Origin of the sequence: Bradyrhizobium sp. in8p8, from assembly GCF_000426845.1 — a bacterium.
Classification (GTDB): domain Bacteria; phylum Pseudomonadota; class Alphaproteobacteria; order Rhizobiales; family Xanthobacteraceae; genus Bradyrhizobium; species Bradyrhizobium japonicum_C.
The window spans coordinates 40,861-66,726 of the sequence record NZ_AUGD01000018.1; the positions used below are offsets into that span (position 1 = coordinate 40,861).

Annotated in this window: 24 protein-coding genes; 12 read left to right on the plus strand and 12 right to left on the minus strand. The window is 65.5% G+C overall.

Going from position 1 to position 25,866, the window contains the following annotated elements:
* Positions 1-175: 175 nt before the first annotated feature.
* Positions 176-547, minus strand: a complete 372-nt coding sequence (locus K408_RS0130730; protein ID WP_024342211.1) for a response regulator transcription factor — start codon at positions 545-547, stop codon at positions 176-178.
* A complete protein-coding gene (locus K408_RS0130735) occupies positions 544-1,410 on the minus strand; it encodes a S1C family serine protease (protein ID WP_024342212.1) in 867 nt (288 codons plus the stop codon). Before K408_RS0130735 ends, K408_RS0130730 begins: the two co-directional genes overlap by 4 nt.
* Before the next feature lie 192 nt (positions 1,411-1,602).
* Between K408_RS0130735 and K408_RS0130740 the strand changes: the two genes are divergently transcribed.
* Positions 1,603-2,568: a VOC family protein gene (locus tag K408_RS0130740; protein WP_024342213.1), complete on the plus strand. Its 966-nt coding sequence runs from the start codon at positions 1,603-1,605 to the stop codon at positions 2,566-2,568.
* On the opposite strand, the gene K408_RS0130745 is transcribed toward K408_RS0130740, so the two are convergent.
* Positions 2,558-3,718: a GGDEF domain-containing protein gene (locus K408_RS0130745; protein ID WP_024342214.1), complete on the minus strand. Its 1,161-nt coding sequence runs from the start codon at positions 3,716-3,718 to the stop codon at positions 2,558-2,560. The genes K408_RS0130740 and K408_RS0130745 overlap by 11 nt on opposite strands.
* Before the next feature lie 178 nt (positions 3,719-3,896).
* Here K408_RS0130745 and K408_RS0130750 point away from each other — a divergent pair, with 178 nt between their 5' ends.
* From K408_RS0130750 to K408_RS0130760, 3 genes are all read left to right on the plus strand, one after another.
* Positions 3,897-4,772, plus strand: a complete 876-nt coding sequence (locus K408_RS0130750; RefSeq protein ID WP_024342215.1) for a dihydrodipicolinate synthase family protein — start codon at positions 3,897-3,899, stop codon at positions 4,770-4,772.
* 166 nt (positions 4,773-4,938) lie between these two features.
* Entirely contained in the window at positions 4,939-6,045 is a 1,107-nt protein-coding gene (locus tag K408_RS0130755; RefSeq protein WP_024342216.1) for a S1C family serine protease, read from the plus strand.
* A 124-nt stretch (positions 6,046-6,169) separates the two neighbouring features.
* Entirely contained in the window at positions 6,170-8,494 is a 2,325-nt protein-coding gene (locus K408_RS0130760; protein WP_024342217.1) for a xanthine dehydrogenase family protein molybdopterin-binding subunit, read from the plus strand.
* A gap of 88 nt (positions 8,495-8,582) precedes the next feature.
* Here the strand turns inward: K408_RS0130760 and K408_RS0130765 are convergent, their stop codons facing one another.
* From K408_RS0130765 to K408_RS0130775, 3 genes are read right to left on the minus strand one after another with little or no spacing between them, the layout of a single operon-like run.
* The gene (locus tag K408_RS0130765; protein WP_024342218.1) at positions 8,583-9,779 is read right to left on the minus strand and encodes an acyl-CoA dehydrogenase family protein; all 1,197 of its coding nucleotides are present in this window, start codon (positions 9,777-9,779) and stop codon (positions 8,583-8,585) included.
* Between the two features lie 15 nt (positions 9,780-9,794).
* Positions 9,795-10,943: an acyl-CoA dehydrogenase family protein gene (locus K408_RS0130770; RefSeq protein WP_024342219.1), complete on the minus strand. Its 1,149-nt coding sequence runs from the start codon at positions 10,941-10,943 to the stop codon at positions 9,795-9,797.
* A gap of 4 nt (positions 10,944-10,947) precedes the next feature.
* Positions 10,948-11,802 (minus strand): enoyl-CoA hydratase, encoded by an 855-nt coding sequence (locus tag K408_RS0130775; protein WP_024342220.1) that lies wholly within the window; start codon positions 11,800-11,802, stop codon positions 10,948-10,950.
* A gap of 260 nt (positions 11,803-12,062) precedes the next feature.
* On the opposite strand from K408_RS0130775, the gene K408_RS0130780 reads away from it, so the two are divergent.
* From K408_RS0130780 to K408_RS42965, 6 genes are all read left to right on the plus strand, one after another.
* The gene (locus K408_RS0130780; protein ID WP_024342221.1) at positions 12,063-12,671 is read left to right on the plus strand and encodes a LemA family protein; all 609 of its coding nucleotides are present in this window, start codon (positions 12,063-12,065) and stop codon (positions 12,669-12,671) included.
* A gap of 132 nt (positions 12,672-12,803) precedes the next feature.
* Positions 12,804-13,721 carry a TPM domain-containing protein gene (locus K408_RS0130785; RefSeq protein ID WP_024342222.1) on the plus strand — a complete coding sequence of 306 codons (918 nt, stop codon included), beginning with the start codon at positions 12,804-12,806 and terminating at the stop codon, positions 13,719-13,721.
* A gap of 5 nt (positions 13,722-13,726) precedes the next feature.
* A complete protein-coding gene (locus tag K408_RS0130790; protein WP_024342223.1) occupies positions 13,727-14,224 on the plus strand; it encodes a TPM domain-containing protein in 498 nt (165 codons plus the stop codon).
* A gap of 310 nt (positions 14,225-14,534) precedes the next feature.
* Entirely contained in the window at positions 14,535-15,521 is a 987-nt protein-coding gene (locus K408_RS0130795; protein ID WP_024342224.1) for a hypothetical protein, read from the plus strand.
* 93 nt (positions 15,522-15,614) lie between these two features.
* Entirely contained in the window at positions 15,615-17,165 is a 1,551-nt protein-coding gene (locus K408_RS0130800; RefSeq protein WP_024342225.1) for a hypothetical protein, read from the plus strand.
* A 23-nt stretch (positions 17,166-17,188) separates the two neighbouring features.
* Positions 17,189-17,350, plus strand: coding sequence for a hypothetical protein (locus K408_RS42965; RefSeq protein ID WP_196232428.1), 162 nt, complete (start codon positions 17,189-17,191; stop codon positions 17,348-17,350).
* A 9-nt stretch (positions 17,351-17,359) separates the two neighbouring features.
* On the opposite strand, the gene K408_RS0130810 is transcribed toward K408_RS42965, so the two are convergent.
* Positions 17,360-18,007: a glutathione S-transferase family protein gene (locus K408_RS0130810; protein WP_024342226.1), complete on the minus strand. Its 648-nt coding sequence runs from the start codon at positions 18,005-18,007 to the stop codon at positions 17,360-17,362.
* Positions 18,008-18,109: 102 nt separating this feature from the next.
* Between K408_RS0130810 and K408_RS0130815 the strand changes: the two genes are divergently transcribed.
* Positions 18,110-18,706 (plus strand): TetR/AcrR family transcriptional regulator, encoded by a 597-nt coding sequence (locus K408_RS0130815; protein WP_028146077.1) that lies wholly within the window; start codon positions 18,110-18,112, stop codon positions 18,704-18,706.
* A gap of 15 nt (positions 18,707-18,721) precedes the next feature.
* Here the strand turns inward: K408_RS0130815 and K408_RS0130820 are convergent, their stop codons facing one another.
* Positions 18,722-19,927, minus strand: a complete 1,206-nt coding sequence (locus K408_RS0130820; protein ID WP_024342228.1) for a CaiB/BaiF CoA transferase family protein — start codon at positions 19,925-19,927, stop codon at positions 18,722-18,724.
* Between the two features lie 115 nt (positions 19,928-20,042).
* Positions 20,043-23,042 carry a bifunctional proline dehydrogenase/L-glutamate gamma-semialdehyde dehydrogenase PutA gene (putA, locus tag K408_RS0130825; RefSeq protein WP_024342229.1) on the minus strand — a complete coding sequence of 1,000 codons (3,000 nt, stop codon included), beginning with the start codon at positions 23,040-23,042 and terminating at the stop codon, positions 20,043-20,045.
* A 114-nt stretch (positions 23,043-23,156) separates the two neighbouring features.
* On the opposite strand from putA, the gene K408_RS0130830 reads away from it, so the two are divergent.
* Positions 23,157-23,618 (plus strand): Lrp/AsnC ligand binding domain-containing protein, encoded by a 462-nt coding sequence (locus tag K408_RS0130830; RefSeq protein WP_024342230.1) that lies wholly within the window; start codon positions 23,157-23,159, stop codon positions 23,616-23,618.
* A gap of 173 nt (positions 23,619-23,791) precedes the next feature.
* Here K408_RS0130830 and K408_RS0130835 read toward each other — a convergent pair whose 3' ends face one another.
* The 3 genes from K408_RS0130835 to sorA all read right to left on the minus strand — a co-directional run bounded on the left by K408_RS0130835 (position 23,792) and on the right by sorA (position 25,719).
* Complete coding sequence (locus tag K408_RS0130835) at positions 23,792-23,992, minus strand: cold-shock protein (RefSeq protein WP_008563500.1); 201 nt, start codon at positions 23,990-23,992, stop codon at positions 23,792-23,794.
* Between the two features lie 207 nt (positions 23,993-24,199).
* The gene (gene sorB, locus K408_RS0130840) at positions 24,200-24,508 is read right to left on the minus strand and encodes a SorB family sulfite dehydrogenase c-type cytochrome subunit (protein WP_024342231.1); all 309 of its coding nucleotides are present in this window, start codon (positions 24,506-24,508) and stop codon (positions 24,200-24,202) included.
* Between the two features lie 11 nt (positions 24,509-24,519).
* Positions 24,520-25,719, minus strand: coding sequence for a SorA family sulfite dehydrogenase catalytic subunit (sorA, locus tag K408_RS0130845; RefSeq protein ID WP_024342232.1), 1,200 nt, complete (start codon positions 25,717-25,719; stop codon positions 24,520-24,522).
* Positions 25,720-25,866 lie beyond the last annotated feature (147 nt).

Here is a 25,866-nt window from a genome sequence, read left to right on the forward strand (position 1 = left end):
GCTCCCCCATCTCTCTGTCCGCTCTCGCGGGGAGAGGTGACTGTTGGGCCTATGGAGAGCTCTCTCCACATCGTCATGCGAGCGCAGCGATGCATATCCAGAATGCTTCGCCCGAAAGACTCTGGATTGCTATGTCGCAAGAGCTCCTTGCAATGACGGGAGAGAGGAGCTTCGCTTACAGCTCGATCACGCCGCGGCGCGCCGCGTGCGTGACCGCATCGGTGCGGCCGGTGGCATCGAGCTTGTCGAGCAGCGAGGCGACGTGGAATTTCACCGTGTGCACGGAGATGCCGAGCTGGCGGGCGATCATCTTGTTGGAGGCTCCTTCCGCCATCAGCGCCAGCACGTCGAGCTCGCGCTGCGTCAGCGCGATGTCCTCAGGCATGATGCGAGGGTCGCGGCCGACGATCGCCGCGGCCGCCTGCTCGCCCGGCGCGGCGAGGCGAAGTCCGGCGATATTACCGAGCAGGGCGGCCAGGCGGTCGGCCAAAGCTGGATCGTCTATCTCCAGGGACAGCACGATCTCAGGCGACGTGTCCTCGCTCACGCCTCCGGCCTCTCGCCGACCGTGACCTTGAAGCCGACCGGCTCGCCGCCGCGGAGCGCGGCGACATCGACCACGGCGCCGACGCTTGAAGGTCCAAGCGTGCCGGCTAGCGCGCGCACGCCGGAGAGCTTCTGGTCGTTGACCGCCACGATCACGTCACCCTGGCGGATGCCGGCCGCAGCCGAAGGTCCGGCCGTGTCGACATTCATCACCATGGCGCCGATGCCGTCCTCGAGCCGCACCGGCTGGAGCCCAAGGCCGAGATAACCCCGCGCGATGCGACCCCGGGTTTCGAGCTGCGTTGCGACCCGCTCAATCGTCGCGGTCGGGATCACCAGAACCCGACGCGGCCCGAGCACGACCATGCCGTAGGCTTCACCCGTTGCATCGAGCGCGAGCCCGCCCTGCTGGCTCTCGCGCAGGCGCACGTCGAGCTCGATCCGCGCATCGATGTCGCCGCCGCGCAGGGAGCGCCAGCTCTTGCCAGACGCCGAGACCATCCCGAGCGCGGCGCTCGGCGTGTCGCGATTGGTGGCCACCACAACCGACAGGGCGCCCAGCGGCGGCACAGTCGCCGTCAGCCTGACCGGCGCGGTGGCGGCATCGACGCGCAGCAGCGCGATATCGGTCGTATGGTCGCGGCCGGCAATCGTGGCGGTCGCTCGGCCGCCGTCGGCAAGGCCGATCCCCACCTCCCCCTCGTCGGCCAGCGTCTCGTCGGCCGTAACGATGAGGCCGGGCTTCCAGGCGAAGCCGGTGGCGTAGGAGCGATGGGAGTGCACGGAGACGACGGACGGCGCGGTGCGCCCCACAATATCCGCGAGCGCGGACGACAGCGAAGTCAGAGCGGTTGGGTCGGTCATGGCAGGCTCCTGTAGCTGTTCTCAATCTGGGGTGCCGCGATCGTTTGCGAAACTGGCCGGGTGGCCAGGACGCAGGCAGCGCCTGCGCAGGACGCGGCCGACGAACATGTGATTGGGAGCCGCTCACGGCAACGTGTAGCAATCGCCCGACATTGCGCCGCACCGCTTCAACCTTTTCAGCGAGCCCTGACGATGACCGTCGACCTCACCCGCCGCACCCTGTTGCAGCTTGCCGGCGCGACCTCGCTTGCGATGGCAGCCGCAGCTGCGGCGCGCGCCGAGGGTGATCGGCAAGGCGGCGGGCCGACCTATGCCAGTCGCACGCCGATGCGGATCGGCATGGTGACGCTACGGGTGAAGAATCTCGACGAGGTCACAGACTACTACCGCGACGTGATCGGTCTCAGCGTCATGGAGCGCTCGGGCACCGCCGCGAAGCTCGGAACGGCTGGCATCACGCTGCTGGTGCTGGAGGCCCGCCCCAGTGCTGCAATCGAGCCTCGCAATGCCGCCGGCCTCTACCACACTGCCTTCCTGATGCCGACACGCAAGGACCTCGCTCGCTGGCTGGTCGCGGCCGCCACGCACCGCGTGCCGCTGACGGGCTTTGCCGATCATCTCGTCTCCGAATCCGTCTATCTCGACGACCCCGAAGGCAACGGCATCGAGATCTATGCCGATCGCGATCCCTCCCTATGGCAGTGGAGCGAGGGCAGCGTGAAGATGGCGACGGACGAGCTCGACATCCCCGATTTGCTGTCGCTGACCAACACGCGGGTGCCCGACTATGCCAAGGCGCCGGACGGTCTGCGCATCGGCCACATGCATCTGCGCGTCGGCGATCTCGCCGAGGCCCAGAGATTCTATCATGGTGTGATCGGGCTCGATCCGACCCGCAGCCGCGCCGGCGCCGCATTCCTGTCGTCGGGCCGCTATCACCATCATCTGGGCCTGAACGTCTGGCAGAGCCAGGGTGCCGGCCGGCGCGACCATCAGGCGACGGGCCTCGCCTGGTTCTCGCTGGTGATGGCAAGGCAGGAACTGCTCGCCGCGCAGGAAGAGCGGTTGCGCCAGAGTGGTGCGCAGGTCACGGGGCTCGCGGATGGCTTTGAGGCGGTCGATCCCTGGGGCACGCGGGTCCGGTTGCTCAGGACGTGACAAGTGCGGCCGTTTCAGCTTGCCGCACGTTTGAGGCGGTTTCCTCTTCGGACCAATTCCATCGTCCGCCGCCGGCGCGCTTGGCCGTGTAAAGGGCACGATCGACCTGCTCCAGAAGCTGAGAGGTTTTGCCTGCGGCCGCCGTCCCGGTGCTGACCAGGATGCCGGCGCTTGCGCCGATGCGGACTGGAATATCTGTCAGCAGGAACGGCATCGATAGGTCGCGGATGGCTTGGCGCGCCAGTGCGAGCGCTTCGTCGCGGCCGCCAGCCCCTGCGGCAACGGGCTTCAGCATCATGAACTCGTCTCCGCCGAACCGTGCCGCGAGGCCGCCTTCTCCGACGCACGACGACAATCGCTCCGCCACCTGGCGGAGCAGATCGTCGCCGGCGTGATGACCATGACGGTCGTTGACCGGTTTGAAGCCGTCGAGATCGATGGCGATGATGGCGAAGTCGCCCTGTGTCTCCGCCAACGCCTGGAGAAACGCGGCGCGGTTCGGCAGGCCGGTGAGGAAGTCGTGGGTCGCCTGCCGGGCCAAACGATGCTTGGCCTCCAGTCGTTCGACGAAGGCGGCGCTGAGATGCTTTGAGGCCTCCCGCAAGGTCAGCCAGAAGAACACCAGCATGACTGCGCCGAGCTTGTAGGCGAGCTCGGGGCGGAGCAGGCCGGCCAAGATGGTCGGCGTCAGCAGGACCGCCGCGGTGGTGAGGATGATCCAGGGACGGATCGCAGCTCGCGAGACCATACCGACGCAGAAGGACATCGAGAGCCCGAACGCGATCCAGGCGCCGGGCGCGTCGTCGAGCTGGAGCGCCCGATACGACAGCATGCCGAGCGAGAGGCCGAAGGCAGATGCGCCCGCACCGTAAAGCCGCTCCCAGCGGATCACGTCGGCATCGGTGAATTGCGCGGCGCGCGACTTGTAGCGGAACAGCGAGATGATGCGGGCTGTGGCCGTGATGAATATGAAGATCGAGATCACGGCGTAGCCGGTGTCCCCGCTCATGACGGCCAACGCCACGGCCCCCGTCACCGAAGTCACGCCGATCGCGAACACCTGCGGCAACGACGTGTACAGGAGGTCGACGAGCTCGCGCCTGATGCGCGGATCGGGATGCAGGAACCTGGACAGCATTGTCAGCGGCATGCCGGCACCATCACTGCATCTTCCTAACAAGGGGTTGGATGCGAGGCGCGGCACGACGGCTCGATGTGCAACGTCCTTAAGAAGTGGTCAACGCGGAATGCTTGCTGGCGGATTTTCGGCGTGTTAGCAGCGGCTAATGGCGCCGTGCGCGCCTCGATGCGTGGGAATATTGCCTGCCATGTCCGATTTTCGCGGTGTCTTCCCCTACCTCGTTTCGCCTCTCGATGCCGACGGCACGGTGCGTACCGAAGTCCTCGGCAGGCTCTGCGACGATCTGGTCGGCGCCGGCGTTCACGGCCTGACGCCGCTTGGTTCGACCGGCGAGTTTGCCTATCTCAATGCCGCGCAACGCACCGCAATCGTGCAGACCACGATCGAGGCCGCGCAGGGCCGCGTGCCGGTGATCGCAGGCGTTGCCTCCACCTCGACGGCAGACGCGGTCGCGCAAGCCAAGGCCTACCAGACGCTCGGTGCCGACGGCATCCTGGCGATCCTGGAAGCGTATTTTCCGCTTCCCGATGCCCAGGTCGAGTCCTATTTCCGCGCCATTGCGGATGCCGTGGACATCCCCGTCGTCATCTACACCAACCCGCAATTCCAGCGCTCCGACCTGACGCTCGACGTCATCGCGCGGCTCGCCGAGCATCCGCGCATCGGCTATATCAAGGACGCCTCGACCAACACCGGCCGGCTGCTCTCGATCATGAACCGCTGCGGCGATTCTTTGCGCGTGTTTTCGGCCTCGGCTCATATTCCCGCCGCAGTGATGCTGATCGGCGGCCGCGGCTGGATGGCGGGGCCCGCCTGCATCATCCCGCGTCAGAGCGTTGCGCTCTACGAGCTCTGCAAGGCTGGCCGCTGGGACGAGGCCATGGCATTGCAGCGCGGTCTGTGGCGCATCAACGAAGCCTTCGCGCGTTTCAATCTGGCCGCCTGCATCAAGGCCGGCCTTTCGGTCCAGGGCTACGACGTCGGCGATCCCGTCCCGCCGCAGGTACCGCTGACGGCCGACGCACGCAAGATCGTGGAGGCGGCGTTGCGCGAGCTGGCCTAGCTGGTTGGCACGCGGCAATTTGCCCCGGCACCCCTGTCGGACGCAAAATGGCCCTTACCTGAGTGAGAAACTTCCGTTCGTCTACGACGTTGCTGCGTGAGCGAGTTCTATCGCCCCATGCATGTGCCTCAAGCGTCGTATTCAGCACAAGAGACGGTGATCCCTAATGAATCGTCGCTATGCGATCGCCGCGGCAGTCTTCGCCGCCCTGCTGCTCGCCGTCACGAGCTCGAAGATCCTGCATGTCCCGATCTCGTATGTCCCATGGGCGGCTCCAACCGCGCGCGCCGTCGAGCAACGCGGGCCGCTATCCGATGGCGAAAAGGCTACCATCGATATCTTCGAGCGCGTGTCGCCCTCGGTCGTCCAGGTTGCGGTCCGGTCGGCGGCCAATCCTCTCATGGGCGAGGAAGGGCAGAGCGGCGCCGGCGCTTCCGGCACGGGGTTCGTCTGGGACCGGGACGGGCACCTCGTGACGAACAACCACGTCGTGGCCAATAGCAACGAGATTGCGGTGCGCTTCGCGTCGGGAGAGGTGGCCGAGGTCGACCTGGTCGGCAGGGCGCCCAACTACGATCTCGCGGTGCTGCGGATCCGCAGCGTCCGCCAGCTTCCGGCTCCGATTGCACTCGGCAGTTCGAACGACCTGAAGGTTGGGCAGTCGGCCTTCGCGATCGGCAATCCCTTTGGGCTGGATCAGTCGATGACCAGCGGCATCATCAGTGCGCTCAAGCGCAGGCTTCCGACCCATGGCGGTCGGGAGATCGCCAACGTCATCCAGACCGATGCTGCGATCAATCCGGGCAATTCTGGCGGGCCATTGCTGGATTCTGCCGGCCGGCTGATCGGCGTGACCACCGCGATCATCTCGCCCTCCGGTTCGAACGCCGGCATCGGGTTCGCGGTCCCGGTTGACGTCGTGAACCGGATTGTCCCCGAACTGATCCGCAACGGCCGGGTGCCGACTCCCGGCATCGGCATCGTGGCCGCCGGCGAGGATGTTTCGACCCGGCTTGGTGTCGAGGGGGTGATCGTGGTGCGGACGGCCCCCGGAAGTCCTGCCGAGCGGGCGGGCATTCGCGGCGTCAACTTTTCGACTGGAGCGGTCGGAGACGTCATTACCGCCGTCGAAGGCAAGCCGGTGCGGCGCCTCGCCGATCTGACCGATGCGCTGGAGCAGGCCGGGGCCGGGAAGACCGTCCGCCTCACCCTCAAGCGGGGCTCCGACACCCGCGACGTGAATGTGGGCATCATCGACATCGAGCGTTCCTGACGGGGCGATCTGCGTGGCCTAGGGGCGTGGCACGCAGTGCAGATGTGCCGCGGCTCGGTTGTCTGGCCCGTAAAATCGGCTAAAACCGCCGCGGTCGTTTTCCGGATTTCGAGGACAGAACGGAATGAACATTCTTCCCGGCAATTTGCGTTTCGGGGCGGGGCAGCCCGTCAAGCGTTTGGAAGATCAGCGGCTGCTCACCGGGAAGGGGCAATTCATCGACGACAAGCCGGAGGACGGCGCGCTGTGGTTGCACGTGCTGCGCTCGCCGCACGCCCACGCGAAGATCGTCTCGATCGACACCAGCGCCGCGGCATCGATGCCCGGCGTCACCGCAATCTACACCGGGGCCGACCTGGTCAAGGACGACATCGGTACCATCCCGACGCTGAACATCTTCAAGCGCCCGGACGGCAAGCCGATGACGGTGCCGCCGCGCCGGCTGCTCGCCCATGAGGTCGTGCGCTATGCTGGCGAGGCTGTGGCCGCCGTGGTGGCGTCGTCGCGCGTGGAGGCGCAGAGCGCGGCCGAGGCGATCGTGGTCGAGTACGACGTGCAGCCCGCGGTGGTCGATCCCGTCGAAGCGGTCAAGCCCGGCGCGCCCGTGGTGTGGCCGGAGGCGCCCGACAACATCGTCGGCGCCATGAGCTATGGCGATGCCGCCAAGGTCGACGAGGCCTTCGCCAAGGCGGCGCACACGGTCGAGCTCGACATCGTCAGCCAGCGCCTCGTTCCCTCCGCGATGGAGCCGCGCTCGACGATCGCAGAGATCGACAAGAAGACCGGACGCCTCCTCCTGCACGTGCAGTCCCAGACGCCGGCCTCGACCCGGGACGTGCTGGCGGAAGCCGTGCTCAAACGCCCGAAGGACAGCGTACGCGTGCTCGTCGGAGACATCGGCGGCGGCTTCGGCCAGAAGACCAACCTTTATCCCGAGGACGGCATCGTCGCCTATGCCGCGACCAAGCTGAACAAGAAGATCCGCTGGCGCGGCGACCGCACCGACGAGTTCGTCGGCGGCACCCACGGCCGCGATCTCACCTCGACCGCGTCCTTCGCGCTGGATGAAAAAGGCAAGGTGCTGGCCTATCGCGTCAAGTCGATCGGATGCACCGGCGCCTATTCTTCCGGAGCGGCCAACATCATCCCGCTCGTGCTCGGGCCCTTCGTGCAGACCGGCGTCTACGATCTGCCGCTGGTGCATTTCGAGGTCAAGTCGGTGATGACCCATACCGCGCCGGTCGGTGCCTATCGCGGCGCCGGCCGCCCCGAGGCGGTGTTCATCGTGGAGCGCCTGTTCGACGCTGCCGCGCGAAAGATCGGCATGGACCCGCGTGCGATCCGCAAGGCCAATTACATCAAGCCGGCACAGCTGCCCTACACCAATGCCGCCGGCCAGGTCTACGATTCCGGCGCCTTCGCCCACATGCTCGACCGCGCCGTGAAGCTCGCCGACTGGGACGGCTTTGCCGCGCGCAAGAAGGCGGCGAAAAAGAAGGGCCTGCTCTACGGTCGCGGCCTGACTTCCTATATCGAGTGGACCGGCGGCCGCGCGCACACCGAGAAGGTCAGCCTGCACGCGACCTCGCAAGGGCGCGTCGTGCTGCATTCCGGCACCATGGCAATGGGGCAGGGCCTGCAGACCACCTACACCCAGATGATCTCCGATACACTCGGCATCCCCATGGATAAGATCGACGTCGTCCAGGGCGACACCGATTTGGCCATGGGCTTCGGCAGCGTCGGCTCGCGTTCGCTGTTCGTCGGCGGCACGGCCGTCGCGGTCTCCTCGAACGACTTGGTCCAGAAGGCGCGCGAGAAGGCGGCGAACGTGCTCGAGACCTCGGTCGAGGACATCGAATATCAGGGCGGCATGCTCACCGTGGTCGGCACCGACCGCCGCATCAGCCTGTTCGATCTCGCCGAGAAGGAAAGCGGCGCAAAGCTCAGTGTCGATTCCGAAGGCGAGGTCGACGGTCCGAGCTGGCCGAACGGCACGCACATCTGCGAGGTCGAGATCGATCCCGAGACCGGTGTCTCCCGCGTCGTTCGCTACACCACCGTCGACGATGTCGGCGTCGCCGTGAATCCGATGCTGGTCACCGGCCAGATCCACGGCGGCGTGGCGCAGGGCATCGGCCAGGCCCTGTATGAGGGCGTGTCTTACGATGCCGACGGCCAGCTCCTCACCGCGAGCTACCAGGATTACTGTATCCCGCGCGCCGACGACATCCCGCCGATCGTGGTGACGCTGGATGATTCCGCACCATGCCGCACCAATCCACTCGGCGCCAAAGGCTGCGGCGAATCCGGCGCCATCGGCGGCCCGCCTTGCGTCACCAACGGTGTGATGGACGCGCTCGCCGAGCTCGGCATCACCCAGCTCAACACGCCCCTGACGCCGCAGAAGGTCTGGCAGGCGATCCGGGACGCAAAGGCGGCGGGTTAACTCTCCTCGTCGTTCCGATCTCCGCCGTCGTCCCGGATCGGCGCTCCGCTTATCCGGGACGACGGCGGAGGGTGGAGCGCCAGCCCGGCTAAATCCCCAGCATCATCTTCGCAATGATGTCGCGCTGGATCTCCGACGTGCCGCCGAAGATCGTGTAGGCGCGGCCGTTGAGATATTCCGGCATCACGGTCAGCATCTCCTCAGGCGTCGCCGGCTCGTGATTGAGCTTGTAGAGCGGGCGCATCGGTTCGACGGCGAGGGCGTCATGGCCAATCACGTCGGCGCCCAGCCGCGTCACGGCCTGGCGGATCTCGCTGTTGCGCAATTTCAGGATCGACGACACCGCGCCCGGATTTTGTCCGGTCTGGAGCGCCGAAAGCACCCTAAGCTCGGTCATCTCCAGCGCGTCGATATCGACTTCGACCTCGGAGATACGTGTTGCGATATCGGGGCTATCGATGGCCCGGCCCGTGAGGTCCGACTCGGCGAGATCCGCGATCGCCCTCAGCCCCTCGCGCAGCTTGGCCGAGGCGATGCCGGCGCCGCGTTCGAACTCGAGCAAATATTTGCCGTAGGTCCACCCCTTGCCTTCCTCGCCGACGCGGTTGGCGACCGGCACGCGCACGTCGTCGAAGAACACCTGATTGACCTCGTGGTCGCCGCCGATGGTCAGGATCGGGCGGGTGGTGATGCCCGGCGTCTTCATGTCGATCAGGATGAAGCTGATGCCATCCTGCTGCCGCGGCCCGTCGCTGGTGCGCACCAGCGCGAACATGCGGTTGGCGTGATGGGCGTGCGTGGTCCAGATCTTGGTGCCGTTGATGATGTAATCATCACCATCGCGCACCGCGCGCGTCTTCAACGAAGAGAGATCGGAGCCGGAGCCCGGCTCGGAATAGCCCTGGCACCAATAGTCCTCGCCGGAGAGAATCCGCGGCAGGTAGAAGTTCTTCTGTTCAGGGCTGCCGAAGCCGATGATGACGGGCCCGACCATCTTCACGCCCATCACGTTGACGTTGGGTACGCCCGCGCGTGCACATTCCGTCTCGAAGATCCAGCGCTGCGCCGGCGTCCAGTCGGGTCCGCCATGTTCCACCGGCCAGCCCGGTGCGCCCCAGCCCTGCTTGTGCAGCGCGCGCTGCCAGGCCATGCCGACGTCGGGATCGGAGAACACCGACGGCGTCAGCGCGGTCGCGCGCTTCATCTCGTCGGTGAGGTTCTTCGCAATGAAGTTGCGCACCTCGTCCTGGAAGGCACGCTCTTCGGCATTGAACGACAGATCCATGATGCGCTCCTCCTGTCAGGCCGAGGCGGCCCGGCGGCTCAGCTCGGCGTGGCGGCCATAATGATGCGCGCTGCCGCCGAACAGCGTGTCGAAGGCGACGAGCCGCTTGAAATAGGCGCCGACCTCGAGTTCCTCGGTGACGCCCATGCCGCCATGCAGCTGGATCGACTGTTCGCCGACGAAGCGCGCGCATCTGCCGATCTTCGCCTTCGCCCCCGAGGCGGCCCGCGCGCGCTCGACCGGCGGGCTGTCGGCCTTCAACGCAGCCCGCAGCGCCATCGAGCGGGATTCATCGACCTGCATCGCCATGTCGGCCAGACGGTGGCGGATCACCTGGTTGGCGGACAGCGTCCGGCCGAACTGCTTGCGGATCTTGGTGTATTCGAGCGTCGTGTCGAGCAACGTCTGCATGATGCCGACGGCCTCCGCGCCGAGCGCGGCCATAGCGCGGTCGACCGCCCATTCGATCGCGGGCAGCGAGTCGCTGCCGTCTCCAAGCAAGGCGTCCTGGGGCAGATTGACGTCAGACAGCTCGATATTGCAGGCGCGCCCCCCGCCGAGGCGCGCATAGTCGGAGATCGCAAGGCCCGGCGCCGTTGCCGGGACGGCGAACAGGCCGATTCGCCCCGAAGGGCCGTGATGGTCGTGCATCAGTGCGGAGACGATGATCTCGTCGGCGGCGTGGCCATCAAGCACGGCGATCTTGCTGCCGGCGAGGCGCCAGCCCTGCGCCGTCTTGTTGGCACTGGTCGCGACCTTGGCAAGATCGAACCGGGCTGCGCGCTCGGAATGGGCAAGGGCGAGCTTCAGCGACCCGTCCGCAACCTTGGGCAGGCTCGCCTGCTTCTGCTCCGTGGTGCCGCATCTGTCGATCAGCGCGGCTCCCAGCACGACCGTTGCGACATAGGGCTCGGATACCAGGCCGCGGCCGAAGGCTTCCATCAGGATGCCGACATCGACCGCGCCGCCGCCGAGCCCGCCAAACTCTTCGGGCAACGGCAGCGCCAGCCAGCCGAGCTCGGCGAACTGCTTCCAGACGGCAGGACTGAAGCCGAGCGGGTCGTTCGCCATCTTGCGGCGGTGAGCGGCATCGTAGCTCTCGGCCACGAAGCGTTCCGCGCTTTCTCGCAGCAGCTTTTGTTCGTCGCTGAGATTGAGGTCCATATCGCTACTCCGCGGCCGCCGGCGGCTTGCGCACGGAGGGATGCAGGCCGGAAGGATCGACGATCATGCCGAATTCCTGGAGATTGTGGGCGTGGCAGAGCTGATGCAGAGCAAAGGCCTGATCGATCGCGGCGGGCTGGCCCATCACGTCGACCGAGCGGTTGACGGCTTCCTTGGTCAGCTTCAGTGCGAAGGACGGTTTTGTCGCGATCCGGCGCGCCAGCTCGAGCACGCGCGAGGACAGCTCGGCGCGCGGCACGACTTGATTGACCATGCCGAGCTGGTGAGCCTCCTGCGCGCTCCAGCTGTCGGCCGTGAACAGGAACTCCTTGGCCTTGCGCGGACCGAGTTCCCAGGGATGCACGAACCATTCGACGCCGCAGACGCCCATGGTGACGACGGGATCGCAGAACTGCGCATCGTCGCTGGCGACGATGAGGTCGCAGGCCCAGGCCAGCATCAGTCCGCCGGCGATGCACTTGCCGTGGACCTCGGCAATGGTCGGCTTGGCAAGGTTGCGCCAGCGTCGCGTGATCTGGAGATATATCTCCTGCTCGCGCGCAAAGCGGCCGTGCGCATTGGGTTCGGCAAAGCCGCCCCAATTTCCTACCGGCGGAAAATCGGTGCCTGCTTCGTTCTTGCCGCCCGCACGCAGGTCATGGCCCGACGAAAAGTGCGGACCGGCTCCGGCGAGGATGATCACCTTGACCGCATCGTCCTGCACCGCCGCGTCGAAGGCGGCGTTGAGGTCGTAGGTCATTTGCAGGTTCTGCGCATTGCGCGCCTCGGGCCGGTTCATCACGATCCGTGCGATCGCCGGGTCCGGCCGTTCCACGAGGATGGTCTCGAACGAACTCATTGCGTTCCCCCTGGCGTTTCCGCTTTTGTTTTGTCGGAGTTGACTATGTCGGCCCGCGATAGGCAAGAGGCTTGCGTCAGCCGGCTGGCGTGTGGTCATCGGCGCAGCCATTCCCGGATGGTCCGAGGACCAGACCCGAAATCTCGAGATTCTCAGGTGCGCAAATGCGCACCATAGTTCGCTTTGGAATGACATCGGCAAGCTGGCGTCTTGCGCGCGCAATCTGATAGTTTGCGAGAGATTCCACCGGGAGAAATTTGATGCGCAAGATCCTGACCGTGCTGGCGGCGCTGGCCTCGCTGAGCCTGACCAATTGCGGCTACAATGCGATCCAGAGCGAGGACGAGCAGATCAAGGCCGCCTGGTCCGAGGTCGTGAACCAATATCAGCGCCGCGCCGATCTCGTGCCCAACCTCGTCAATTCGGTGAAGGGTTTTGCCCAGCAGGAGAAGGACGTGCTGCTCGGCGTCACCAATGCCCGGGCCAAGGTCGGCAGCATCCAGGCGACGCCCGAGGTGTTGAACGATCCCGCCGCGTTCCAGAAATTCCAGGCCGCCCAGGGCGAACTCTCCAGCGCCCTGTCGCGGCTGCTGGTCGTCACCGAGAACTATCCGCAGCTGAAGTCGGATGCCTTGTTCAAGGACCTGATGTCGCAGCTCGAGGGGACCGAGAACCGGATCACTGTGGCGCGTAACCGCTACATCAAGTCGGTGCAGGACTATAATGTCACCATCCGCTCGTTCCCGAGCAACCTCACCGCAATGATGTTCGGCTACAAGGAGAAGCCGAACTTTTCGGTCGAGAACGAGAAGGCAATCTCGACCGCGCCGAAGGTGGACTTCAACCCTGCACCAGCGCCGTCGAAGTAAGCGCGTTCGGCTCCCATGCGCGCCCCACACTTCGCCGTCATTCCCCGCGAAAGTAGGGAAGCCAGTACGCCGCAGCCTCTCCGTTCAAGCACTGCTGCCTCTGGAATACTGCATCGGCTGCCTTCGCGGGCGATGACAGCGGGTGTGTGGCGGGCATATTCGGTGGCCGCCTCGTGCGTGCTCGCCCTTGTGCTGCTCCTCACGCTCGGCCTCGCTTTCTCGGCCTCCGCCGACGTTGCCGTCCCCCAACTCACCGGCCGCGTCGTCGATCAGACCGGCACGCTTTCCAGCGCCGACATCGCCGCGCTGTCGCAAAAGCTGCAAGATTTCGAGAATCGCAAGGGCACCCAGATCGCCGTGCTGATCGTGCCGACCACCCAGCCGGAGACGATCGAGCAGTTCTCGATCCGCGTGGCCGAGGCCTGGAAGATCGGGCGCAAGAAGGTCGACGACGGCGCGATCCTTGTGGTCGCCAAGAACGACCGGCGCTTGCGCATCGAGGTCGGCTATGGCCTCGAAGGCGCGCTGACCGACGTGACCTCACGGCGCATCATCGACGAAGATATCACGCCCAAGTTCAGGAGCGGCGACTTCGCCGCGGGCATCGGCGCAGGCGTCGACCGCATGATGCGGGTGATAGATGGCGAGCCGCTGCCGTCTCCTTCGCGCAGCGCGAACTTCGCCCACAATCTGGAGGACCTCGCGCCGGTATTTGCCGCGGCGCTGTTTGCCTCCATCGGCGTCGGCGGATTCTTTCGTGCGGTCTTGGGACGGCTGCTCGGATCGTTGGTGACCGGGGGCATCATCGCGGCGGTGACCTGGCTGATTCTCGGCTCCGCCGCGCTCGCCATGGCCGTGGGCGTCCTCGGCTTCATCATCGGATTTGTCGCGGATCTGTTTTCGGCGATACCGCCGGGCACCGGCCGCTCGCGCGGCGGCGGGTGGTCGAGCGGCTCCTCGGGCGGCTGGAGCAGCGGATCGTCGGGCAGCGGCGGCTTCAGCGGCGGCGGAGGCAGCTTCGGCGGCGGCGGCGCCTCGGGGAACTGGTAGCGGTCATGAGCATCAAGCGTATCGCCCGGCATCTCGTGCAGCATCATTGGCGAGCCAAGCAGATCTTTCCGCCAGCCGTGCTCGATCGCATCGAGCAGGCGATCAAGCGCGGCGAAGCCACCCATTCCGGCCAGGTCCGCTTCGTGGTCGAAGGCGCGCTCGACGGCGGGCCACTGTTCCGCAACCAGCCGGCGCGCGAGCGCGCGCTCGACGTGTTCGCGCACTTGCGCATCTGGGATACCGCGCACAACAACGGCGTGCTGATCTATCTCCTGCTCGCCGATCGAGACGTCGAGATCGTCGCCGATCGCGGCATCGACTCGAAGGTCGGCGCCGCAGGCTGGGAGACCATCTGCCGCGCGATGGAGGCCGAGTTCAGATCGGGCCGTTTCGAGCGCGGCGTGATCGCCGGCATCGAGGCGGTGTCGCGCGAGCTGGCGCGGCATTTCCCTCCGCACGGTCCGCATGCGAACGAACTGCCGGATGCGCCGGTGGTGATGTGACGGACAGTGATGTGGATGAAGCCGCATCGGCAATGACGATGCAGGAGCTGCGGGCGATTGACGCGTCCTCTCGCCGTCACGCGCGCGCGTAGCGAATGGAAAGGGCGACGGCCCATTTCGTCGCCATTCATCTTCGTCCGGTTACGAATTGTTTCACGCCCGCCACACCGGTTCCATTTTCCCGGCTCAATTCGGCCCCGGATAACTTCCTAAAATTTCGGTTAGCGGGTCCCGAGGTAAGGATTTCGCAAGCAATGAAAGTTACCAAAAAGTCAACCGAGACTGGAGTATTTGAGCCGTGAGCGAACCACTGTCCGAGCAGGATGCCCGGGAAACCGGTGTTGTCGACGCCGCAGCACCGCAGGCCGTCGCGGCTGCCCCCGGCATTGACGCCCCCTCGATCGCCCCTGATCACGAGGCGCCGCCGAAGCCGGATCCGGTCAAGGCGGAAGCCCCGAAGGTGGAGCCGCCTCGGCTCGAGGTGTCGAAGTTCGACGCAAAGGCGGAGGCCCGAACCGAGTCCAAGGCTGAAGCCAAGCCCGAGCCGAAGCTAGGCAAGCTCATCGTCATGTCGCCTTCCGACCGCGGCTGGGAGCGCGAGGAGTTCGCCCCGCATGTGAAGGCGGACGAGCCGCGCGAAACCGGCAGCAAACGCCGCCTGTCGGCGATGGCCGCGGTGGTGGCTATTGCCGCCGGCGTCGGCGCGATCAGCGGTGCGCTCGCGACCGCGGGCATGATGCGTTTCGCCGCGCCGGCCCAGGCTCCGGTGCAGGTCGCCGACACAAGCGCGTTGGATGCGTCCGTGGCGCGGATCGATGCCGACCTCGCCGCACTGAAGGCCAATGTCGAGCACGGCTCGAAGACCGGCCTCAGCCAGTTCAACCGGACCAACGATCGCCTCGACAAGCTCGAGAAGGCGCAGGCCGAGCCGCTGGCCAAGATCGCAAAATTGTCGGAGACCCTGGACAAGCTCCGCGCCGCGCCTGCCCAGGCCGCGGCCGCCGCGCCCGCCAGGGAGACCACCGGCTCGATCGCGCCGACCCAGGTTGCGACCGCCGCAGCTGCTCCGGCTCCGGTAGCTGCCGCGCCCAAGACCGAGGTCGGCCGGTTGCCGACGATCGAAGGCTGGAGGCTGCGCAACGCCGGCAATGGCGGTGCGCTGATCGAAGGTCGCGACGGCCTCTACGAGGTCTATCCCGGCGACCCCATCCCCGGCGTCGGCCGCGTCGATGCGATCCGCCGTCAGGACGGCCGCTGGGTGGTCGTTACCAGCAGGGGCCTGATCGTCGGTCGCTGAGCGGCCCAGACACGACTTTTCGAAAGGCGCTTCACCAGGGTGTGAAGCGCCTTTTTGCTTGATCAGGCGTTTCCGGGCGGTGTTAGCTCAGGCATGAGCCGGATATTGCGAATTCTCGTTGCTGCTGCCGCATTGCTGGGCGGTGGCGTTTCGCTTCCAGCGGCCGAGACCCCGCAATTGACGCGCGGCACCGCGATCACCGACCCCGCTCTGCTGCGTCAGCTGGATCAGGGCGACACGTTGACGATCTCGCGCCTCTTGTCGCCGGAACGGAATTCGGACGTCCCGCTCTCGACCGAGCTGATGTTCGCGTCGCTGCCGCAGCTGAGAGACATTCCGCCCGCGATCGATGCGGAATTTGACCGCTACATCGCCTGGTACAAGGCGACTTATCCGGGCGAGACCATCGGTGCCGGCGAAGGCTTTGACGTCCAGCTGTTCGATCGGGCCAGCCTGAAATCCCGCGACACGCGGTTTGTGCTGGCCGGCATCGTCAATCGCATGGACCGCGCTTTTGTCTCGGAGGAGTCCTGCGGCGAGATCCGGCTGATCTATCGTCTGGCGCGTTTCGACAGCAGCCCGGAAGGCGGCAAGACCACAACGCGCCTGCCGATGACGTTGAACCTCGCGATGAAGGCACGCGATCCGCGCCAGACCGATGCGAGCGGCAAACCAATCACCTGCGCCGAGCTCGCGCGGCGCTGGCTCGACAATGGCGACTGGCAAGGCTTGATCGGCAGTCGCGCCCCGCCTTACGACGCCATGCTCGACCGCATCGAGACCAACATCCAGATCTCGGTCGCGCCGAAATCGGCCCTGCACGATTTCCGCTCCGACTATCTGCTCAAGGTGTTCAAGTACGACGGCGCCACGAAGACGTTCTGGGAATCGACGCTGGAGAACCAGATCGACCGCGACCGCATTCTTGCCGACGATGCGCTCCGGCGTGAGTTCAAGGATTGGCTGCTCGCGCCCGATCATCTGCGCGAATTCGATCGCGGCACGGTGATGATCCCGGAGAAGTTCCTGGCCAAGGGCGCGGTGGTGCCGACCCCCGCCGGCCTCGATGCCTCAGCGTTGCAGCCGGAGTTCGGAATGATGCAGGGGGAAGGAAACCGGGAAGCTAAAGGCGATCCCGTCTTTACCGACAATGACGTGGTCAGCGCACTGAAGCAGGTGGCGGCACGCGGCGTCGACATGCAGAACGTCCGCTCGGTCGCAGGCTTCCAGCGCCGCCTCAATGACGTCACCTGCGCCGGCTGCCACCAGACCCGCGGCATCGGCGGCTTCCATTTCCCGGGCGTCGACTGGCTCGCCGACAAGCCGTCGCATTCCACGATCGTCCCGGCCTCGCCGCATTTCTTCGGCGACCAGCTCCGCCGGCGCGACATCCTGGCCGCCTTTGCCGCAGGGAAACGCCCTGATTTTTCACGCGGATTCGCCAGTAGGCCACAGACCCGCGGCAGCCGCGAGCTTGCCGGCACCCAATATCAGGACGGCTGGGGCGCGCATTGTTCCCTCCAAAATCAGGGACCGGGAGCGCCGGACAAGAGTTTTACGTCGTGGAGCTGTGCTAAAGGTCTCACCTGTCAGGCTGCCTCGGCCTCCGGCCGTATCGGCATGTGCTTCATCAAGACGCGCTAAACCTCAAGCGATTTGGATGATCCATGAATACCAGCGAGGCCAATAAGGAGCGTAATCGCAAGATCGCGCGCAATGAGGAAGCCAAGCAGGTCATCGGCAGCGCGCGCGTCAGCATCTGGGCGATCGCGATGGCCGCCATCGTATGCGGGATCTTGTTTGCGCTGGGCTGGCTCGCATTGCGCTAGCGGTGCACTTCACCTCGCGTAATTCGTCATCCGCTTTCCCGGCAGCAGCTCATAGGCCGGCTTCCAGCCGGACAGCGCCGCCATGCGGCCGAGCCAGGCATGGATGGCCGGATGGCTCACCGCGAAATCGAAGCCGTGCTCGTCGCTCGGATAGTGCAGATAGGCCATCATCGAGATGTCGGCGATTGTCGGCCGTGGTCCGATCGCGAAAGCATTGTGCTGGAGATGGCCGTCGAGAATGCCGAGGAAATCCTCCAGCCGCCGGCGGAAATGTTTCAGCACCTGCGGGTCGTTCTTCTCGGTGAACGCGCGCATGAAGCGGTAGGTCGCCATGTAGCCGGTGAGCTTGTGGTTGTCCCAGAACAGCCACCGCAGCAGCTCGAACTTCTCGTTCTCCGTCTCGGCGCCGAAACGCCCGTACTGTTCGGCGAGCTTGAGCAGAAGAGGCGCGGTCTGGGTCATCTTCACCCCGTCGACCTCGAGCACCGGGATCTCGCCCATCTCGTTCACGGCTTTGCGCCATTCCGCACTACGCGTGACGCCGCCGGCAAAATCAGTCCACAGCGGCTCGAATGTCTCGCCGCACATCGTCAGCATCAGCGCCAGCTTGTAGCTGTTGCCTGACTCGGGGAAATAGTGGAGGCGGTAGCTGGGCATTGAACGCTCCTTGCCTTCGGCGGCCTGGACGACGATATTACATATGATCCGCATAACAGAACATTTGTTCTGTCGTTGGTCAAGAGCTGGATGCTGGACCGGATGAGCAGGGATTCAAAGACGGAGTCGGGCGAGCGCGAGCGGTCCCTGATGCAGGCGACGCTGCGCATCATCGGGCGACATGGGCTGGACGGCGTGACCCACCGGGCGGTCGCGGCCGAAGCCGGGGTTTCACTCGGTGCGGTCACGCATCATTTCGGACCCCGTGATGCGCTGGTAGAGGCGGCGCTGCAGTTCGCTCTGGCGCGCGAGGTCGGCCGGCTGCGTGCGTTGGCCCTCGGCCTTCAGGATAAGGCATTCGAGGTCGAGGCCTGGATCGATGCGCTGGTCGACTTCTATGTCCGGGAACTCGGCACAGAAGCCGAGACGCATATCGCCTGCTATGAGGCTTTCCTGGCTGCCGCGAGGCAACCCTGCTATCGGCCCGTGGTCGCCGAGTGGTTTGACACGTGGCGGCAGAGTGCGGAGCTTGCGCTGAAGGCCGCGAAGTCGCCAAACCCACGCCCTCACGCCGAGTTGTTCGTCTCGGCGTTGATCGGCTTGCTGTTTCGTCAACTCGCCACGCCCAGGGCCGGCTTCCGCCGTGAGGCGAAGGCGGAGCTGTTGGAGCTGGTGGGCGGCTTGATCGCGCGGAAGTAACGCCCGCGCGCCGGCCTATCCCACCGCTCCGTTCGACCGAAGCTGCCTGATCGCCGCCTCGTCGTATCCCGCAGCGCGCAAGATCTCGTCACTGTGCTCGCCGACAGCGGGCGGCTTGCGCGGCTGCACCTTCTTCGCGCCATCGATCCAGATCGGGCTGTTGATGGTGAGCATGGTGTCATTCTCGAACGGCACCAGCACCTCGTTGTCGAGCATCTGCTTGTCGTTGGGGATGTCGTCCAGAATGGCGACGACCCCGAACACCAGGCCACTACCATCGAGGATTTTTCGCCATTCGGCGAGATCTTTCGTAGCGAAGGTTTCGTCCAGGATCTTGATCAGCTCGACCGAGCGGGCGTGACGGTCGGCCTTGGTGACGAAACGGGGATCATTGATCAGATCCTCGCGCCCCAGGCATTTGGCCAGCGTCGGAAACTGCTTCTCCTCGTTCAGCAGCGACAGGATCAGCCAGCGGCCGTCCTTGCACTGGTAGTGATTGGCGACCGCGTTCAGCGCGCGTTCGCGCGGGCGCCGCTCGCCGAACTTGGCGCCGCACAGCTTTGCCTGCGCCAGCACGCTCGCCGCCCACACCCCGTTCGCCATCAGATTGGAGGCGACATGCGAGCCCTTGCCGGTCTTCTCGCGCTGATAGAGCGCGGTGACGATGGCGCCGTAGAACGCCATGGCGCAGGGGTGGTCGCCCATGCCGGCGACCGAGCGCGCCGGCGTCGTGTCGGTGTCGGCACGGACGAGGTCCATCAGGCCGGAGCGCGCCCAATAGGCGTTGCTGTCGAAGCCGGGCTTGTTGGCTTCCTCGCCCTTTTCGCCATAGCCGGTGAAGGAGGCGTAGATCAGCCGGTCGTTGAGATGGGCGAGGTGGTCATAGGTGATGCCGAGCTTGGCGCGCACGGGCGGCGGCATGTTGGTGATGAAGACGTCGGCCTCTTCCACCAGCTTGTACAGCACGGCCTGCGCTTCAGGCTTGGATAGATCGAGCGCGATGCTCTTCTTGTTGCGGGCCTCCAGCAGCCAGGCGAAATTATGCTCGCCGGTGGGATAGCCGGGCAGGTTCGGCAGGTTGCGGTAGGGGTCGCCGGCGCCGGGCGGCTCGATCTTGATGACGTCGGCACCGAAATCCGACAGCACGGTCGCGGCCGCCGGCGCTGCTATGAAGCTCGCGCAGTCCAGAACCTTCAGCCCCGCAAAAATGCCCTTGTCCATCGCGGCGTTGCTCCCTCGCTCTTGTCGTTTCCCGCGCGCTGGAATAGGCGCGGGTGAGTGATGGAAGCATTAGACCGATGTTTCCGCGGGATGCAACGGCGCCCGGCGCAGGGCCTCACTCCTCTCCCGCAAGCAACGCGGCATTGCCGCCGGCCGCCGCGGTATTGATGGTTACGGTCTGCTCGGTGGCAAAGCGTGCGAGGTAATGCGGGCCTCCCGCCTTCGGGCCGGTTCCGGACAGGCCGTGGCCCCCGAACGGCTGCACGCCGACCACCGCGCCGATCATGTTGCGGTTGACGTAGACGTTGCCGACCTGGACGCGGTCGATGATGCCCTCGATCGTGTCGTCGATGCGCGAATGGATGCCGAGCGTGAGCCCGTAGCCGGTGCGCTCGACCGCCTGCAAGGCACGGTCGAGGTTCTCGGCGCGATAGCGGACGACATGCAGGATCGGGCCGAAGACCTCCTCGGTGAGTTGGCCGGCGTCCTCCAGCTCGAAAATGTGCGGCGCGACGAAGCAGCCGTCCGGTGCCTCGCCTGCGAAGTGCAGCCGCGCCTCGCGCTTCATCCGCGCGATGTGCGCATCGAGGCGCTGCTTGGCGTCCTCGTCGATCACCGGGCCGACATGGGTTGCGACGTCGGAGGGATCGCCGATCTTCAACTCGCGCGCGGCGCCCGCGATCATCTCGATCATGCGATCGGCGACATCCTCCTGCACGAACAGGAGCCGCAGCGCCGAGCAGCGCTGGCCGGCGGAGCGGAAGGCGGACGTCACGACGTCGTCGGCGACCTGCTCCGGCAGTGCGGTCGCATCCGCGATCATGGCGTTGATGCCGCCGGTCTCGGCGATTAGCGGAACGATCGGCCCGTTCTTCGCGGCGAGCGTCCGGTTGATGCTGCGGGCCACCTCGGTCGAGCCGGTGAAGACGACACCGGCGACCTCGGGGTGTGCGGTGAGCAGGCCTCCGATGCGGCCGTCACCGGGGACGAGATGCAGTGCGCTCTCGGGAATGCCGGCCTCGTGCAGCAGCGCCACCGCCTCGCGCGCGATGCGCGGCGTCTGCTCGGCCGGTTTTGCCACGACGCTGTTGCCGGCCATCAGCGCCGCGCTGACCTGCCCCAGGAAAATCGCCAGCGGAAAATTCCACGGCGAGATTGCAACGAACACGCCGCGCCCACGCATTGCGAGCGTGTTGCTCTCGCCGGTCGGACCCGGCATGGCGATTTCGCCGCCGAACAGCTTGCGGCCCTGCGCAGCATAATAGCGGCAGAAGTCCACGGTTTCGCGCAGTTCCGAGAGCGCATCGTCGAGCGTCTTGCCGCCCTCGCATTGGAGCAACGCGATGAAATGACCGCCACGGCTTTCCAGCAGATGCGCGGCCCGCTGCAGCGCCGCCGCACGCGCGGCTGCCGGGGTTCGGCTCCAGGCGGCAAAGCCGGCGCGCGCTGCGGCCACCGCCGCATTGGCCTGGTCCGGCGTTGCGTCCACGACGGGCTCGAGGTCGGCGACCTCGGCCTTCACATCGGCCAGCAGCCGATCGAGGGCGGCGCGCTCACCAAATTCGACACCGCGCGAATTGCGCCGCTCCGGCGCGAAGAGATCGCCGGGCAGCGGAATCTTGGGATGGGCCGCCGCCTGCGGCCGGCCGATCGCGTCCGCCGGGCGCTGCAGCAGCACCGAGACCGGGACGCGATAATCGGCGGCCTGGGCCACAAAGGACGAGTTCGCGCCATTTTCCAGGAGACGCCGCACGAGATAAGCGAGCAGATCGCGATGGCTACCGACAGGCGCATAGGTGCGGTAGGCGATGTCAGGATAATCTGTTGCCAGTTGCTCGTAGAGGGCTTCGCCCATGCCGTGCAGGCGTTGGAACTCGAAGCCGCCGCTGCCCGCGGCGAGCTCGAGCACGGTCGCAACCGTCAGCGCGTTGTGGGTGGCGAATTGCGGGAAGATGCGCGGCCGCAGGGCCAGCAGCTTCGTCGCGCAGGCGACGTAGTTGAGATCGGTCATCGCCTTGCGCGTGAACACGGGATAGCCGTCGAGCCCGCGCTCCTGCGCGCGCTTGATCTCGGTGTCCCAATAGGCGCCCTTGACGAGCCGCACCATCAGCTTGCGGTCATGCGCGCGCGCGAGTTCGTCGACATAGTCGATCACCGCACCGGCGCGTTTCTGATAGGCTTGGATGGCGAGGCCAAATCCGTCCCAGCCGGCGAGCGACGGATCGGCGAGCGTCACCGCGATCACGTCGAGCGACAGCTCCAGCCGGTCGGCCTCCTCGGCATCGACGGTGAAGTTGAGGTCGTGCGCCTTGGCCCGCCGGGCGAGGTCCAGCAGCAGGGGCACCAGCTCGATCATCACGCGGTTCCGGCTGATCGCCTCGAAGCGCGGATGCAACGCCGAGAGCTTGACCGAGATGCCGGGCCGGTCGGGCAGGGGATGGTTGCCGGCGGCCTTGCCGATCGTGTCGATCGCGCTGGCGTAGGCATCGAAATAGCGCGTTGCGTCGGCAGCCGTGCGCGCGCCTTCGCCGAGCATGTCGAAGGAATAGCGCGGCTTCTGCCCGGAGCGCGGACGGCCCCGCTCCAGCGCCTGCTCGATGGTCTCGCCGAGCACGAAATGATTCCCCATCAGCCGCATCGCCTGCCGCGTGGCGGTGCGCACCGCGGGCGCACCGAGCCGCTTGACGAGGCGGCCGATGGTGCCGTCGGGCGTCTCGCCCGGCTGGATCACCCGCGCCGACAGTCCGAGCGCCCAGGCCGAGGCGTTGACCAGGAACGCCGTGGACTTGGTTTCGTGATGGATGAAATCGCCCTCGCCGAGCTTGTCCTCGATGAACTGGTCCGCGGTCTGCGCATCCGGCACGCGCAGCAGCGCTTCCGCCAGCACCATCAGCGCAAGCCCCTCCTTGGTCGAGAGCGCGAACTCCCGCAGCATGTCCTCCACCCCGCCGAGCCGATCGTCGCGCTTGCGGATCGCCTCGATCAGCCGCGTCGCGGTGCGGTCGATCCGCGCCTCCAGCGCGGGGGCTGGCTGCGAGGCCGGCAGGAGCTTTGCTGCGATCTCGGCGTCATCGGGGGCGTAGGGAGCGGAGAAGGGCGGGGGGGTATTCGGCATGACGTGTCCCGTGGCTGCAATCCAGGATAAGACGCCCGCTCCCGTAGTTCGATAGACAATTTTGAGGTATTGCCTTAGAAAATTGATTTGAAACGCGAAATGGCCTTATAAAATATGGGTCTAGACCGAATTGACCGGAGAATCCTCTCGATTTTGCAGGAGGATGGACGCATTGCCAATGTCGAGCTGGCCGAGCGCATCGGGCTGTCGCCGACGTCGATCGGCGAGCGGCTGAAGCGTTTGCAGCGCGAGGGCTTTGTCGAAGGCTATGGCGCCCGGCTGAACCCGCACCGGCTTGGCCTCGGTCTTCTGGTGTTCGTCGAGGTGCTGCTGGACAAGACCACGCCCGACAATTTCGAGCGGTTTGCCCGCGCCGTGAAGCTCGCACCTGAAGTTCTGGAGTGTCACATGGTTGCCGGCGGCTTCGACTATCTTGTGAAGGCGCGGCTGGCGGACATGGCCGCCTATCGACGCTTTCTTGGCGAGACCCTGCTGTCGATGCCGGGCGTGCGCGAGACGCGGACTTATGCGGTGATGGAGGAGATCAAGCGCGACGCACCGTTGCCGGTGGGCTGACGAAATGCCGTCGCGATTGTCATTGCTGGGCGTTGAACAAGCGGTCTTCGCAGGAAAAAATAACTATCCTCGTGCAATCGCAACGCCTGTCGTCGAATGCACTGGCCGTCTTCTGAAATCTTCTTGGCCCCGCTCCCGGACAAATCCGGGAGGCAGCAAAGGCTGGCGCGGGCTTATACTTTGAGGTTCTCTGCGGAGGTCTTGCCCCGGTTTGCGATTTCTTCGTATTCCACCGTCTGCCCTTCGTTAAGCGTGGACAAACCGGCCTTCTGCACTGCCGAGATATGCACGAACACATCCTTGCCACCCGACGCAGGCTGGATAAATCCATAACCCTTCGTCGGGTTGAACCACTTGACCGTACCTTTAGCCATCACGACTTCTCCGCGGGTCTTCCTCCGAGATCTCGAACCGCCAATCCCCGCCAACCGGCCGGTTCGGTCCTAACAGGATACGCGGAATGTGGCGGGCTTGGTAGCTCAAACCACATCCGCATTTCGCCGAATTCCGCTCAACTTCGCAGCGTTTTTGCCGGTTTTGCCCGTTTCGCGGTCGATTGACTGCGCGTGTCTTGGGCTCCGTCAATAGGTCGTGGCCAGGTAGTCGACGATCTTGCCGACGTCGGCATCGTCGATCGGCGCGCCGTAGATCTTGATCATCTTGGTCACCTCGGCCTGCCAGAAGGCCTTCTTGTCCTTCATCGGCGGTTGCGTGGCGATGTAGTCGGACGAATGGCAGGCGCTGCAATTGCCCTGCACGACTTCGAGACTGGGGCCGGGCTTGAAGGCCGCGACCTCGTCCGGGGTCTTGTAATTGATCGGCGCTGCAAGTGCCGCCCCCACCGCGAGGGCAAGCGCGAGGGGAATGGTCAGGAGAACGGCGGGCTGCATGATCATTCTCTTCAGGCTACGGTGACGCGGACGGTTTCGACGACGTTGCGCAGATAACCCGCCGGGTTCCATCGGGGCATATCCGGCTGGGTCTCGCCGCCAGTGCCGGTGGCGCGGACCTTGAACTCGTGGCTGCCGGCCGTGAGCTTCACCGGCAGCTTCCATTCGCGGAACGCGTATTTGCCGAGATCCTTGCCGAGCTTGGCGCCGGCCCAGGTCTTGCCGCCGTCGGTGGAGACCTGGACCTCCTTGATGCCCTTGCCGCCGTCGAAGGCGATGCCGCGCAGGGTCGTGCGGCCGGCCTTCAGCTTGGCACCGTCGGGGACGCTGGTGATGAAGGAGCGGATGGTGAAACGGTTGATCGGAATCGTCGCCTTCGGCGCGGTGCCGGGCTCGATCGCGTTGTTGGGCGTATCGGGAATGCGATAGGCCGACTTCATCCAGAAGCCGTCATAGATGTTGTCGATGACCGTGATCTCGTTGAGGTGCTTGACCCAGTAGGTGCCGTAATAGCCGGGCACGATCAGGCGCAGCGGGAAGCCGTTGAGGAACGGCAGATCCTCGCCGTTCATGCCATAGGCCAGCATCACCTCGCCGTCGGTGGCATGATCGAGATCGAGCGCCTTGACGAAGTCGGGCGTCTTGTCGCTGACCGGGCCGTCCATGCCGTTGAAGGTGACCTGCCTGGCACCGGCCTGCACGCCCGCCATTTCCAGCACCGCCTTCAACGGTACGCCGCGCCAGCGCGCACAGCCCATGGCGCCGTTGGCGAGTTGCCCACCAGCGACCCTCGGCTCGACGAAGCCGCGGCTGTTGCCGGAGCACTGATTGACGGCGACGATCTCGGTCGCCTTCATCTTCCTGATGTCTTTCAGCGACAATTTCAGCGGCTTGTTGACCTTGCCCTTGACCTCGAGCGTGAACTTGTCGGGATCGAGATTGTAGGGCAGGTCGGAGAGGTGATAGCGCACGAAGAACGCATTGTTGGGCGTGATCGGACCCTCGTTAAACACCGCAAACGGCGTCTCGAGCTGCGGCGGACGGCTGGTGAGGCCGATCATCGGCCGCTTCTGCGGATACTTCACCAGCGGCCGCTCGCCATTGGCGAAGGGCAGCGTGACGGTGTCGAGCGCCAACGCTTTGGTGGAATTCAGTGCGGCCGCCATCGCGGCAAGACCTGCTCCCTTGAGCAGGTCGCGTCGATCGAACATGCTTTTCTCCTCCCGGAGCTTTTCGTTGGGCCCATGGTCGTCACCACGATCCCTGCGCGCATCTGTCGCAACCATTTGCGTGAAGTCAATTCGCGCTTTCGCAGCGAGCCCATGCCGCTGCGTTACAGCAGGCCGGTGTTACGCCTG

Coding starts and splice junctions, on each gene's coding strand:
- K408_RS0130735 (WP_024342212.1), bottom strand. CDS start 1,410: ATGACCGACCCAACCGCTCTGACTTCGCTGTCGTCCGCGCTCGCGGAT.
- K408_RS0130740 (WP_024342213.1), top strand. CDS start 1,603: ATGACCGTCGACCTCACCCGCCGCACCCTGTTGCAGCTTGCCGGCGCG.
- K408_RS0130745 (WP_024342214.1), bottom strand. CDS start 3,718: ATGCCGCTGACAATGCTGTCCAGGTTCCTGCATCCCGATCCGCGCATC.
- K408_RS0130750 (WP_024342215.1), top strand. CDS start 3,897: ATGTCCGATTTTCGCGGTGTCTTCCCCTACCTCGTTTCGCCTCTCGAT.
- K408_RS0130755 (WP_024342216.1), top strand. CDS start 4,939: ATGAATCGTCGCTATGCGATCGCCGCGGCAGTCTTCGCCGCCCTGCTG.
- K408_RS0130760 (WP_024342217.1), top strand. CDS start 6,170: ATGAACATTCTTCCCGGCAATTTGCGTTTCGGGGCGGGGCAGCCCGTC.
- K408_RS0130765 (WP_024342218.1), bottom strand. CDS start 9,779: ATGGATCTGTCGTTCAATGCCGAAGAGCGTGCCTTCCAGGACGAGGTG.
- K408_RS0130770 (WP_024342219.1), bottom strand. CDS start 10,943: ATGGACCTCAATCTCAGCGACGAACAAAAGCTGCTGCGAGAAAGCGCG.
- K408_RS0130775 (WP_024342220.1), bottom strand. CDS start 11,802: ATGAGTTCGTTCGAGACCATCCTCGTGGAACGGCCGGACCCGGCGATC.
- K408_RS0130780 (WP_024342221.1), top strand. CDS start 12,063: ATGCGCAAGATCCTGACCGTGCTGGCGGCGCTGGCCTCGCTGAGCCTG.
- K408_RS0130785 (WP_024342222.1), top strand. CDS start 12,804: ATGACAGCGGGTGTGTGGCGGGCATATTCGGTGGCCGCCTCGTGCGTG.
- K408_RS0130790 (WP_024342223.1), top strand. CDS start 13,727: ATGAGCATCAAGCGTATCGCCCGGCATCTCGTGCAGCATCATTGGCGA.
- K408_RS0130800 (WP_024342225.1), top strand. CDS start 15,615: ATGAGCCGGATATTGCGAATTCTCGTTGCTGCTGCCGCATTGCTGGGC.
- K408_RS42965 (WP_196232428.1), top strand. CDS start 17,189: ATGAATACCAGCGAGGCCAATAAGGAGCGTAATCGCAAGATCGCGCGC.
- K408_RS0130810 (WP_024342226.1), bottom strand. CDS start 18,007: ATGCCCAGCTACCGCCTCCACTATTTCCCCGAGTCAGGCAACAGCTAC.
- K408_RS0130815 (WP_028146077.1), top strand. CDS start 18,110: ATGAGCAGGGATTCAAAGACGGAGTCGGGCGAGCGCGAGCGGTCCCTG.
- K408_RS0130820 (WP_024342228.1), bottom strand. CDS start 19,927: ATGGACAAGGGCATTTTTGCGGGGCTGAAGGTTCTGGACTGCGCGAGC.
- putA (WP_024342229.1), bottom strand. CDS start 23,042: ATGCCGAATACCCCCCCGCCCTTCTCCGCTCCCTACGCCCCCGATGAC.
- K408_RS0130830 (WP_024342230.1), top strand. CDS start 23,157: ATGGGTCTAGACCGAATTGACCGGAGAATCCTCTCGATTTTGCAGGAG.
- K408_RS0130835 (WP_008563500.1), bottom strand. CDS start 23,992: ATGGCTAAAGGTACGGTCAAGTGGTTCAACCCGACGAAGGGTTATGGA.
- sorB (WP_024342231.1), bottom strand. CDS start 24,508: ATGCAGCCCGCCGTTCTCCTGACCATTCCCCTCGCGCTTGCCCTCGCG.
- sorA (WP_024342232.1), bottom strand. CDS start 25,719: ATGTTCGATCGACGCGACCTGCTCAAGGGAGCAGGTCTTGCCGCGATG.